At 60.8% G+C, this 11,859-nt stretch carries 8 protein-coding genes; 5 read left to right on the top strand and 3 right to left on the bottom strand.

The features are described from left to right. The first annotated feature begins 272 nt into the window (after positions 1-272). Entirely contained in the window at positions 273-1,427 is a 1,155-nt protein-coding gene (pdxB, locus tag AO356_RS02365) for a 4-phosphoerythronate dehydrogenase PdxB (RefSeq protein ID WP_060738419.1), read from the top strand. 120 nt (positions 1,428-1,547) lie between these two features. Here the strand turns inward: pdxB and AO356_RS02360 are convergent, their stop codons facing one another. Then, positions 1,548-1,727, bottom strand: coding sequence for a PA1571 family protein (locus tag AO356_RS02360; RefSeq protein WP_003199629.1), 180 nt, complete (start codon positions 1,725-1,727; stop codon positions 1,548-1,550). Between the two features lie 258 nt (positions 1,728-1,985). Between AO356_RS02360 and AO356_RS02355 the strand changes: the two genes are divergently transcribed. Then, on the top strand, positions 1,986-3,758 hold the full coding sequence (locus AO356_RS02355; protein WP_060738418.1) for an ABC transporter transmembrane domain-containing protein: 1,773 nt from the start codon (positions 1,986-1,988) through the stop codon (positions 3,756-3,758). A gap of 144 nt (positions 3,759-3,902) precedes the next feature. Here the strand turns inward: AO356_RS02355 and AO356_RS02350 are convergent, their stop codons facing one another. Continuing rightward, entirely contained in the window at positions 3,903-5,831 is a 1,929-nt protein-coding gene (locus AO356_RS02350) for a transglycosylase SLT domain-containing protein (RefSeq protein WP_060738417.1), read from the bottom strand. Between the two features lie 214 nt (positions 5,832-6,045). Here AO356_RS02350 and AO356_RS02345 point away from each other — a divergent pair, with 214 nt between their 5' ends. Then, positions 6,046-7,962, top strand: a complete 1,917-nt coding sequence (locus AO356_RS02345; RefSeq protein ID WP_060738416.1) for an ATP-binding cassette domain-containing protein — start codon at positions 6,046-6,048, stop codon at positions 7,960-7,962. A gap of 174 nt (positions 7,963-8,136) precedes the next feature. Here AO356_RS02345 and AO356_RS02340 read toward each other — a convergent pair whose 3' ends face one another. Continuing rightward, positions 8,137-8,577, bottom strand: coding sequence for a universal stress protein (locus AO356_RS02340; RefSeq protein WP_060738415.1), 441 nt, complete (start codon positions 8,575-8,577; stop codon positions 8,137-8,139). A gap of 101 nt (positions 8,578-8,678) precedes the next feature. On the opposite strand from AO356_RS02340, the gene AO356_RS02335 reads away from it, so the two are divergent. After that, positions 8,679-9,116, top strand: coding sequence for a hypothetical protein (locus AO356_RS02335; RefSeq protein WP_060738414.1), 438 nt, complete (start codon positions 8,679-8,681; stop codon positions 9,114-9,116). A 590-nt stretch (positions 9,117-9,706) separates the two neighbouring features. Continuing rightward, positions 9,707-11,854, top strand: a complete 2,148-nt coding sequence (gene fadB / locus AO356_RS02330; protein WP_060738413.1) for a fatty acid oxidation complex subunit alpha FadB — start codon at positions 9,707-9,709, stop codon at positions 11,852-11,854. Positions 11,855-11,859 lie beyond the last annotated feature (5 nt).

Genomic DNA, 11,859 nt, shown 5'->3' with positions numbered 1-11,859 from the left:
CGAAAGGGTTAAGCGCGAGGCGGCGAATTCTACGCTTTGACGCGGTGGTCAGGAAAAAACCTGTGTTGTGGATTTGTAAGCGTTCCAGCTTTTACCCGTGGCGAGGGAGCTTGCTCCCGCTGGACTGCGCAGCAGGCCCAAGGAGACTGGCGGCTGCTGCGCACCCGAGCGGGAGCAAGCTCCCTCGCCACACCATCGTTCACTGAAGTAATGCGCTGGCCCATTGAGGCGAGGAACGCCTACACTGCCCATCCCGCCAAAGGAGCTCTGCCATGCTGATCGTCGCCGACGAAAACATCCCCCTGCTTGATGCGTTCTTCCAAGGATTCGGCGAAATCCGCCGGGTACCGGGCCGGGGGATCGACCGGACGATGGTCGAGCACGCCGATGTATTGCTGGTGCGTTCGGTCAGCCAGGTCAATCGGGCCCTGCTGGAAGGCAGCAAGGTACGCTTCGTCGGCACTTGCACCATCGGCACCGATCACCTGGACCTGGATTATCTTGCCGAGGCGGGGATCCGCTGGGCCAGCGCACCCGGCTGCAATGCCCGTGGCGTGGTGGACTACGTGCTGGGCAGCCTGATGACCCTGGCAGACATCGAAGGTGCGGCGCTGGAACAGCGGACCTTCGGCGTGGTCGGTGCAGGCCAGGTGGGCGGACGGTTGATCGAGGTGCTCAAGGGGCTGGGCTGGGCCGTGAAAGTCTGCGATCCACCGCGTCAGGCCGCCGAGGGCGGCGACTATGTGAGCCTGGAGCAGATCATCGAGCAGTGCGATGTGATCAGCCTGCACACCCCGTTGACCCGCGACGGCGAGCAACCGACCTGGCACCTGTTCGACGAAACGCGCCTGAACCAGCTCAAGCCCGGGACCTGGCTGATCAATGCGGCTCGAGGGCCGGTGATCGATAACGCCGCGCTGCGCGAGGTGTTGCTGGAGCGCGAAGACCTGCAGGCGGTGCTGGATGTCTGGGAGCAGGAGCCCACCGTGGATGTGGACCTGGCCGATTTGTGCGTGATCGCCACTCCACACATTGCCGGTTACAGCCTCGATGGTCGCCAGCGTGGCACGGCCCAGATCTACCAGGCCTTGTGCGCGTTCCTGGAACGACCGGTTGAAGTCAGCCTCAGCGACCTGTTGCCTCGGCCGTGGCTGGGTGGCATCACCCTGGATGCCGAAACCGACCCGGCCTGGGCCTTGGCGGCGTTGTGCCGGAGCGTGTACGACCCCCGTCGCGACGACGCGGATTTTCGCCGCAGCCTGGTGGGCACCGTCGACGAGCAACGCCGCACCTTCGATGCCTTGCGCAAGCATTATCCGCCTCGGCGGGAGATCGACAGCTTGAAGGTTCGTATCGAAGGGCAGTCGGCGGCTTTGCAACAGATCGTGACGGCACTGGGTTGTGGGAGCAAAGCTTGCTCGCGATGAACGATGACGCGGTCAGGGGACCGAGGTGCCTGCATCGCGGGCAAGCCTTGCTTCCACAATCTTTCTGGCAGGCATAAAAAACCCGACATCAACGTCGGGTCCAATTGAAGACGGGCTGTATCACTTTTGTTCGGCAGGCTTGACCAGTCGTTTTTCCAGCTCGCTGCAGGCTTTCTGGATCATGTCTTCGGTGATCGGTACCTCGCGCCCTTGGGCATCGATGAACGAGCAGCCCAGAGACTGGTCCGGTTGCGTGCGGATTACTTGAATCTTGTCGTCGCTGCTGTGTTGCAAGGACATGGCCTGTCTCCTCATCAGGTTGTGTACCTACTTTAATGTCGCCAGGTGACCGAGCCATGACACTCCTTGTAGGTTCATGGCGACACCTCCACTCAATCAGAAACACAGTTGCGTTTCCAGCCAGACTTTAGACCGATAACATCTAGCCGCTAGTCATAGTGGTCATATTTAACCTGACTCATTGCGATTCAACTTGGTTCCGCTGCGTTTCGGCGTCGCGAGCTGGCCTTTTTCCTGCTGCATTATCGGACGCCTTTGATGCTTTCTTCCCGACATCGCCGTGCCATACGCCTGGCCAGCGGCTTCATCGCCCCTTATCGCAAACAGGTCGCCGGCGCTTTGCTGGCCTTGATTGTCACCGCCGGCATTACCTTGTCCATGGGTCAAGGCATCCGCTTGCTGGTGGACCAGGGCTTCATGACCCGCTCACCGCACCTGCTCAATCAATCCATCGGCCTGTTCATGGTGCTGGTGGTGGGGTTGGCGATCGGTACCTTTGCCCGTTTCTACCTGGTGTCGTGGATCGGCGAACGGGTGGTGGCGGATATCCGGCGGCAGGTGTTCAACCATCTGGTGTACTTGCACCCGGGTTTCTACGAAAACAACCGCAGTTCGGAAATCCAGTCACGGTTGACTACCGATACGACCCTGCTGCAATCGGTGATCGGTTCGTCGCTGTCGTTGTTTTTGCGCAATGTCTTGATGGTGGTGGGCGGCATCGTGCTGCTGTTCATCACCAATCCCAAGCTGACCAGCATCGTGGTGATTGCCCTGCCGCTGGTATTGGTGCCGATCCTGCTCTTCGGGCGTCGAGTGCGCAGCTTGTCGCGCCAGAGCCAGGACCGCGTTGCCGACGTAGGCAGCTATGTCTCCGAAACCCTCGGCCAGATCAAGACCGTGCAGGCCTACAACCATCAGGTCCAGGACGAACAACGTTTTTCCGTGACGGTGGAGCAGGCCTTCGACACCGCTCGCAAGCGCATTGTCCAGCGGGCCTGGTTGATCACCCTGGTGATCGTGCTGGTGCTGGGGGCGGTGGGGGTGATGCTCTGGGTCGGTGGCATGGATGTGATCGCCGGGCGGATTTCCGGTGGTGAGCTGGCGGCGTTCGTGTTCTACAGCCTGATCGTCGGCAGTGCCTTCGGGACCCTGAGCGAAGTGATTGGCGAGTTGCAGCGGGCGGCCGGTGCGGCAGAGCGCATTGCCGAGCTGCTGCGTTCGGAAAACATCATCCAGCCGCCGGCTTCAGGCCTTGTGACCTTGCCGGCGCGGGTCCGCGGCGATTTGCGTCTCGAAGGCGTGCGTTTCTCCTATCCGTCCCGGCCGGACAGTTATGCGGTCGATGGCCTCGACCTGAGTATCAAGGCCGGTGAGACCCTGGCCCTGGTCGGGCCTTCCGGCGCGGGCAAGTCGACGGTCTACGATTTGCTGCTGCGTTTCTATGATCCCGTGCAAGGGCAGATCCTGATCGACGATGTGCCGTTGACTCGGCTCGATCCGCTGGACCTGCGCCGGCATTTCGCCCTGGTTTCACAAAGCCCGGCGCTGTTTTTCGGCACGGTCGAAGAGAACATCCGCTATGGCAACCCGGAGGCGACGTCGGAGCAGGTACGCGAGGCCGCGCAGATCGCCCACGCCCACGACTTCATCGAAAAAATGCCCGACGGCTACCAGACGCACCTGGGCGACGGCGGCCTCGGGTTATCCGGCGGCCAGCGCCAACGCCTGGCCATCGCCCGAGCGTTGCTCGTGGATGCCCCGATCCTGCTGCTGGACGAAGCCACCAGCGCCCTCGATGCGCAAAGCGAGCACCTGATCCAGCAAGCCTTGCCCAGCCTGATGAAAAACCGCACGACGCTGGTGATCGCCCATCGCCTGGCCACGGTGAAAAACGCCGATCGGATTGCGGTGATGGACCAGGGCAAGGTGGTTGCCGTGGGCACTCACCAGGAGCTTGTCGCCAGCAATGCGCTGTATGCGCGATTGGCGGCGTTGCAGTTCAATGTGGGGGCGGAGGCGGCAACCGACTGATACCGCGTGCTGTGTTTGATGCAGAGCCTGTGGGAGCGAGCTTGCTCGCGATAGCGGTGAGTCAGCTTGCATTCATGTTGCAGGTGCCGACGCCATCGCGAGCAAGCTCGCTCCCACAAAGAAGACGCTTTGTGGGCGTGTTAATCACTGATCGTCGAAATACCGCTCATGCCAGTCCACCAGCGGTTGCGGCGAGTTGAGCTTCTGCCCGTAGATCACCGAATAAGACAACACGTTCTGCACGTATTGGCGGGTTTCGTCGAACGGGATGCTCTCGACCCAGACGTCGAAGCTCAAGTGATCGGCGCCGCGCAGCCATTGGCGCACGCGACCGGGACCGGCGTTGTAGGCCGCCGAAGCCAGGACGCGGTTGCCGTTGAACTGGCTATGAACCTGGCTCAGGTAGGCCGCACCCAACTGGATGTTCTTGTCCGGGTTCAATACTTGTTGGGGCGAGGCCAGGGGAATGCTGAATTTGCGCGCGGTTTCCTTGGCGGTGCCAGGCATCAGTTGCATCAGGCCGGCAGCGCCGACGCTGGAGCGGGCATCATCCATGAACGCACTTTCCTGGCGGGTAATGGCGAACGCCCAACTTGGATGCAAGCCGCGGATCTTGGCTTCGCGCACCAGGGTCTCGCGGTGGGCCATCGGGAAACGGATGTCCAGGTCGTCCCAGTACTTGGCCTGGCTGATGGTGCGGATGGCCGGGAAATACCATTTCAGGTCGTAAGCCAGTTTCGCCTGGGCGACCATTTCGTCCCGGTTGAAATGACGGCTGACGTGATACCACTCACGGCGTCCATCGACGATGTCGCCACGGGCATGAAACTCCAGCGCCCGACGCACGCCAGGCGTGTTGCGTACCTTGTTGATCAACGCCTGGCTCATCACCAGTGGCTTGTTGACGAGCGAATACGGCGATTGGGATCGGTCGGCGGCCAGGAAGCCATAGAAGTCCCGCTCACGGGCCAGGTGCTTGTAGAGCGTCAGGGCTTCCGGGTTCTGCGGCTGCGCCAGTTCCAGCGTGCGGGCTTGCCAGTACCGCCAGCGGTTGGTGCTGGACAGCGACTCGGGCAGGCGACGGGTCAACTGATAGGCATCGTCCCAGCGAGCGAGGCGCAACAGCAGGCGCAAGCGCCATTCCGAAACGGTGTCATCGCGCAACTCCGGGTCGTATTTCGTCATCACGTCCAGGGCGCGGCTGTCGAAGCGCTTGGCCAGGGTCAGACCGATCTCGCGGGCGATTGCGACTTTTTCATCCCGGGAAAAATGCATGGTGCTGGCGTAGCCATCCAGCAGCGCCATGGCTTTTTCCGGGTCCTGGCGGGCCAGGCGACGCAGGCCGAGACTGACGATATCGGACATCGGTTCATCGGCTGGAACGAAGCGCGAGGGCTGGTTGAGCAACTCGGGCTTTTGCGCCACGTCCACCAGCAAGTTGCCACGGGGAGCGAGGGTGGTCAGGCCGCTGACCAGGCTGTTGGCCAGCGGGTAGTTGCGTGCCTGGGCGGCCAGCTTGGCGCGCTCCCAGCGCTTCTGCTCGGTCAACTGGCCCTGGGATGCCCACAGGCCGAACAACGCATCGCATGCCTGGGGCTGGGATTTGCCGGTGAGCCACAGCTTTTCGGTGTTGGCATAGCCCTCGGCCTTCAGGCCATGGCTGAGTTGGTACTGAGCGTTGAGGCAATCCAGTTCGGTGAAATTGAGCTTGGGGTCGTAATACTTGACGAAGGTTTCCCAGTCGCCGCGCTCGGTCAGCCAACGCAGCCAGCGCAGCTTCATCCAGTTGGCCTGGGGCAGGTCGCCGTGCTCGGCGAGGAACTTCTCGATTTCGGCGTTGCTGGCGCTCTTGAGGCGAGCGGTCAGTTCGTCGTAGGCCAGGTACGGCTCCAGCGGGTAATCGCGAAGAGCCTGGCTGTAGCGAAAGTAAGGGCCGGAATCACCCTTGGCCAAGGCACGCTTGGCCTCGTCGTAGTATTGGCGCTGAGTGGAGATATCCACCGCCTGAGCGGATTGAACGGCAGTGGCACATACAAAAAGACACGATAAAACACTGAAAAGGCGACTGCGCATGAGACATCCGGGCAGAAAAAAACATGACAAGCCCAAGGGTTAACCCAGGGTAACTGTCTGTAGCTTAGCCTTTTGCCAGCAGCCGGCGAAAGCTTTGCGGGGCCGTCGGTGCAAGTTCGCAACATTTGTTATGCAGAGTGCTTCAGTGGCGAAATTGGCGGACCCTTGAGGCCTCATCTCAGGTAGAATGCGCGCCCGGTTTTTGGAGAAGCTCATGACCCTGCTCAAATTCAGCGATGTGTCCCTTGCTTTCGGCGCTATGCCGTTGTTGGACAAGGTGTCCTGGCAGATCGCCCGTGGTGAGCGGGTGTGCATCATCGGCCGAAACGGCACTGGCAAGTCCAGCATGATGAAGCTGGTCAAGGGCGATCAGAAGCCCGACGACGGCTCGGTCTGGCGTGCGCCAGGCCTGAAAATCGGCGAATTGCCCCAGGAACTGCCGGTGGCCGACGAGCGGACCGTGTTCGATGTGGTCGCCGAAGGCCTGGACGGTGTCGGCGCGCTGTTGGCCGAGTATCACCACCTGAGCCAGAACATCGTCACCGATGCCGACCTGGACAAGTTGATGCACGTGCAGCACGACCTTGAGGCCCGAGACGGCTGGCGTCTGCAGCAGCTGGTCGACAGCACCCTGAGCCGCCTGCAACTGCCGGCCGACAAGACCCTCGCCGAGTTGTCCGGCGGTTGGCGTCGCCGCGTCCTGCTGGCCCAGGCCCTGGTCTCCGAGCCAGACCTGCTGCTGCTCGACGAACCGACCAACCACCTGGACATCGGCGCCATCGCCTGGCTTGAAGAAGCCCTGAAGGACTTCCAGGGGGCGGTGCTGTTCATCACCCACGACCGTTCCTTCCTGCAGAACCTGGCGACGCGCATCCTTGAATTGGACCGCGGCGGCCTGATCGACTGGAACGGCGACTACGCCAGCTTCCTGGTGCACAAGGAAGCGGCGTTGGCAGCGGAAGAAACCGCTAACGCGCTGTTCGATAAGAAACTGGCCCAGGAAGAAGTCTGGATTCGCCAGGGCATCAAGGCGCGTCGCACCCGCAACGAAGGCCGTGTGCGTGCGCTCAAGGCGTTGCGCGTGGAGCGCAGCGAGCGTCGCGAGCGTACTGGCAAGGCCAACATTCAGTTGGACACCGCTGACAAGTCCGGCAAGCAGGTGATGGTTCTCGAGAACGTGAGTTTCGCCCACCCTGGCGGCCCGTTCCTGATCAAGGACTTTTCCATGGTGCTGCAGCGTGGCGATCGCATCGGCCTGCTGGGCGCCAACGGTACTGGCAAGACCACCCTGCTCAAGCTGATGCTCGGCGGCCTGGTGCCCACCAGCGGCAAAGTGGAAGAGGGCACGAAGATCGACGTCGCCTACTTCGACCAGTTGCGTCATCAACTGGACCTGGAAAAGACCGTGATCGACAACGTGGCCGAAGGCCGCGATTTCATCGACATCGATGGCCAGAGCCGCCATGTGCTGAGCTACCTCGGTGATTTCCTGTTCAGCCCCCAGCGTGCTCGTACGCCGGTCAAGGCGTTGTCGGGTGGTGAGCGTGCTCGTCTGTTGCTGGCCAAGTTGTTCAGCAAACCGGCGAACCTGCTGGTGCTCGACGAGCCCACTAACGACCTGGACGTGGAAACCCTGGAATTGCTGGAAGAGGTGTTGCTGACCTTCAACGGCACCGTTCTGATGGTCAGTCACGACCGGGCATTCCTCGACAACGTGGTCACCAGTACCCTGGTGTTCGAAGGCGAAGGCCTGGTTCGCGAATACGTCGGTGGCTATCAGGACTGGCTGCGCCAGGGCGGCTCGCCGCGTCTGCTGGGGGTCACCGAGAGCAAGTCCGGCAAGGCCGACCTGAACTCGGCTGTGGTCAAGGCCGAGCCCGCGCCGGTTGCCGCAGCAGCCCCGGCCCCAGCGAAGAAAAAGCTCAGCTACAAGCTGCAGCGTGAACTGGAAGCCTTGCCGGGTGATATCGACGCGAAGGAGCAGCAGATCGCAGCGGTAGAAGCCGAAATGGCCGACACCGGGTTCTACCAGCGACCTGCTGCCGAAACCGCCAAGGTGATCGCGCACCTGGAGCAACTGCAGGCCGAACTGGATGCATTGGTCGAGCGCTGGGCTGAACTGGACGCCTGATCCACTGTCGAGAAAAATCCCTGCGTTCAGCAATGAGCGCCGGGATTTTTTACTTGAAACGCCATCCCCTTGTGGGAGCGAGCTTGCTCGCGATAGCGGTGTGACAGTCAGCATCAATGCTGCTGATCTACCGCGATCGCGAGCAAGCTCGCTCCCACAGGTTTAGGTTTAGGTTTATGTGCGCTTGACCAGGTGTACTGCCAATACATCGCAAGGCGCGCCATGCAGCACATCGTTGGCGGTCGAGCCCAGCAGCAGCGCCAAACCGTGGCGACCATGGCTGCCGACGACAATCAGGTCGCAACCCTGTTCCTTGGCCAGGTGATGGATCTCCTGGCGCGGCTGGCCGTAGGTCAGGTGGCTGAATTCCTTCTTCAGGGCCGGGTATTTCACGATCAGTCGGTCAAGGCGTTCCTTGGCCTGGTCGAATTGCTGCTGCTGCAACTGGGAAAGGTCCATCGGCACGTCGCCGCCGAAGGCCATGGCCATCGGTTCGACGATATGCACCAGTGACAGCTGGGTGTCTCGGCCTTCGCAGAGGGCGAGGGCGCGCTTGACGACCGGATCGCATTCTTCAGTGAGGTCAACGGCGACCAGAACGTGGTTGTAGTACATGGAAGGCACTCCAGAGAATTGCGATACGGTAAGTATGGCTGGTTTCAAGCGCATTGACGCGACCTGGGTCAATGGGCTCATCAGAATCGGGGAGTACGAATATGACGGTCTGGATAGTGCTGTCAATCCTGTTGGTGGTGTTAAGTCCGCTGGCATGGTTGCGTCCGTCCCGTGTACAGAGCGGTCGCATGGCCCTGCGCATGGAAGCGCGACGCCTGGGCCTGGCCATGCAACTGGCGCCACAAGAGTGGCCGCACTGGCTCGACCAACAGCCGCCAAACCCCTGTGCCCAGTACTATCGGCCTCGGCGCGGCAGCCAGCCGGCCTGCTGGAGCTACTGGCAAACTGCGCCGGGCGTCTGGGCCAACCAGTGGCGGGAAGTCTGCCTGGATGAGTCCCTGCTCAATCATTTCGAAAAATTGCCGGCCAACGTCTACAAAGTTGAAGCCGACCGGCAAATGATCGCCTTGTATTGGGGCGAAAAGGGTGAGGCGAGTGTTTTACAGGAGATTTCCTCGGTGCTGAAGGCGCTGGCCTGAAGCGCTGCAGGAGCTGTCGAGCGCAGCGAGGCTGCGATCTGTCCACCGTTCACTGAATCTCAAGTGAAAATCAAGAGATCGCAGCCTCCGGCAGCTCCTACGGGCATAAAAAAGCCCGACAGTCTCATCGGGCGGGTTGGCCAGGCAGGCCGGTAATCCATCTCGTGTCAGGACGTGCGTTCGCACCGCCCTTCATTTCGCAAAATTCAATCACATTCCCGACAGCTTAGTCGGCTGGATCCGGTCTGTCTGGAATTAGGGCGATTTTTCTAATGATTGATTCTATGAATGGCTGCTCATGCGGCGCCGTGTTGCGGATCCGTAGGGTACGGAAATGACCGTAAAGTCGCGTTCACGCCTGTGTTTAGGGCGATTGACAATTGTCGGAAATTCCGTGAAGGTGACGTACCCAAATCAAACGGGCGTATGAATTGAGCGTTTGTATTTTCAGACGGCTCCTACAGACCCCGACTATCGCGTTGACGGGTGTGCCTGGCGGATTGGCGTAGCATCGACGGTAACGTCAATGCCGAACCAGCAGCCAGCGTCCAACGTGTACTGTTCAGCTTCCATATCGTGGAGATCAGTTGATGATTTACGAAGGTAAAGCCATCACGGTTAAGGCTCTTGAAAGTGGCATCGTCGAACTGAAGTTCGACCTCAAGGGTGAGTCCGTCAACAAGTTCAACCGTCTAACCCTGAATGAATTGCGTCAGGCCGTAGACACTATCAAGGCAGATGCTTCGATCAAGGGTGTGATCGTCAGCAGCGGCAAGGACGTGTTCATCGTCGGTGCCGACATCACCGAATTCGTCGACAACTTCAAGCTGCCCGATGCCGAACTGATCGCTGGCAACCTCGAAGCCAACCGTATTTTCAGCGACTTCGAAGACCTCAACGTACCGACCGTCGCGGCCATCAACGGCATCGCCCTGGGTGGCGGCCTGGAAATGTGCCTGGCGGCGGATTACCGCGTCATGGCCACCACGGCCAAGATCGGCCTGCCGGAAGTCAAGCTGGGCATCTACCCGGGCTTTGGCGGCACCGTGCGCCTGCCGCGCCTGATCGGTGCCGACAACGCTATCGAGTGGATTGCCGCCGGCAAGGAAAACCGTGCCGAAGACGCGCTGAAAGTCGGTGCCGTGGATGCCGTGGTCGAACCTGGCAAGCTCCATGAAGCGGCCCTTGAAACCATCAAGCGTGCCATCAGCGGTGAGTTCGACTACAAGGCCAAGCGTCAGCCGAAGCTGGAAAAGCTCAAGCTCAACGCCATCGAACAAATGATGGCCTTCGAAACCGCCAAGGGTTTCGTGGCCGGTCAGGCAGGCCCGAACTACCCGGCGCCGGTCGAAGCGATCAAGACCATCCAGAAAGCCGCGAACTTCGGTCGCGACAAGGCCCTGGAAGTCGAGGCCGCCGGCTTCGTCAAGCTGGCCAAGACCTCGGCTGCACAAAGCCTGATCGGTCTGTTCCTCAACGATCAGGAACTGAAGAAAAAGGCCAAGGCCTACGACGAAATCGCCCGTGACGTGAAGCAGGCCGCCGTGCTCGGCGCCGGTATCATGGGGGGCGGCATCGCCTACCAGTCGGCGTCCAAAGGCACGCCGATCCTGATGAAGGACATCAACGAACACGGGATCGAGCAAGGCCTGGCCGAAGCCGCCAAGCTGTTGGTCGGTCGTGTCGACAAAGGTCGCATGACCGCCGCGAAGATGGCCGAAGTGCTCAACGGCATTCGTCCGACCCTGTCCTATGGCGATTTCGGCCATGTCGACCTGGTGGTCGAAGCGGTTGTCGAGAACCCGAAGGTCAAGCAGGCGGTACTGGCTGAAGTCGAAGACAAGGTCAAAGAGGACACCATCCTCGCCTCGAACACCTCGACCATCTCCATTTCGCTGCTGGCCAAGGCCCTCAAGCGTCCGGAGAACTTCGTCGGCATGCACTTCTTCAACCCGGTGCACATGATGCCGCTGGTGGAAGTGATCCGTGGCGAGAAGTCCAGCGAACTGGCGGTGGCCACCACCGTGGCCTACGCCAAGAAAATGGGCAAGAACCCGATCGTCGTCAACGACTGCCCGGGCTTTTTGGTCAACCGTGTGCTGTTCCCGTACTTCGGCGGTTTCGCCAAGCTGGTCAGCGCCGGTGTGGACTTCGTGCGCATCGACAAGATCATGGAAAAATTCGGCTGGCCGATGGGCCCGGCGTACCTGATGGACGTGGTCGGCATCGACACCGGCCACCATGGTCGCGACGTGATGGCTGAAGGTTTCCCGGACCGCATGAAGGACGACCGTCGTTCGGCTGTCGACGTGCTCTACGAAGCCAAGCGCCTGGGCCAGAAGAACGGCAAGGGCTTCTACGCCTACGAGACCGACAAGCGCGGCAAGCAGAAGAAAGTCGCCGACTCGTCGGTGCTGGAAGTGCTCAAGCCGATCGTCTACGAGCAGCGCGAAGTCACCGACGAGGACATCATCAACTGGATGATGATCCCGCTGTGCCTCGAAACCGTGCGTTGCCTGGAAGACGGCATTGTCGAAACCGCCGCCGAAGCCGACATGGGTCTGGTCTACGGTATCGGTTTCCCTCCATTCCGTGGCGGTGCGCTGCGTTACATCGATTCGATCGGTGTGGCCGAGTTCGTTGCCCTGGCTGACCAGTACGCTGATCTGGGCGCGCTGTACCACCCGACCGCGAAGCTGCGTGAGATGGCCAAGAACGGCCAGCGTTTCTTCGGTTAAGCGCC

Source organism: Pseudomonas fluorescens, assembly GCF_001307275.1.
GTDB classification, from domain to species: Bacteria; Pseudomonadota; Gammaproteobacteria; order Pseudomonadales; family Pseudomonadaceae; genus Aquipseudomonas; species Aquipseudomonas fluorescens_AA.
The sequence above is the reverse complement of the archived record's forward strand: the minus strand, read 5'-3'. Positions and strand labels throughout refer to the sequence as shown.

Excerpts from the sequence above, each read along its gene's own strand:
- AO356_RS02340 (WP_060738415.1), bottom strand. The coding sequence starts at position 8,577 with ATGTACTACAACCACGTTCTGGTCGCCGTTGACCTCACTGAAGAATGC.
- fadB (WP_060738413.1), top strand. The coding sequence starts at position 9,707 with ATGATTTACGAAGGTAAAGCCATCACGGTTAAGGCTCTTGAAAGTGGC.
- AO356_RS02355 (WP_060738418.1), top strand. The coding sequence starts at position 1,986 with ATGCTTTCTTCCCGACATCGCCGTGCCATACGCCTGGCCAGCGGCTTC.
- AO356_RS02350 (WP_060738417.1), bottom strand. The coding sequence starts at position 5,831 with ATGCGCAGTCGCCTTTTCAGTGTTTTATCGTGTCTTTTTGTATGTGCC.
- AO356_RS02345 (WP_060738416.1), top strand. The coding sequence starts at position 6,046 with ATGACCCTGCTCAAATTCAGCGATGTGTCCCTTGCTTTCGGCGCTATG.
- pdxB (WP_060738419.1), top strand. The coding sequence starts at position 273 with ATGCTGATCGTCGCCGACGAAAACATCCCCCTGCTTGATGCGTTCTTC.
- AO356_RS02360 (WP_003199629.1), bottom strand. The coding sequence starts at position 1,727 with ATGTCCTTGCAACACAGCAGCGACGACAAGATTCAAGTAATCCGCACG.
- AO356_RS02335 (WP_060738414.1), top strand. The coding sequence starts at position 8,679 with ATGACGGTCTGGATAGTGCTGTCAATCCTGTTGGTGGTGTTAAGTCCG.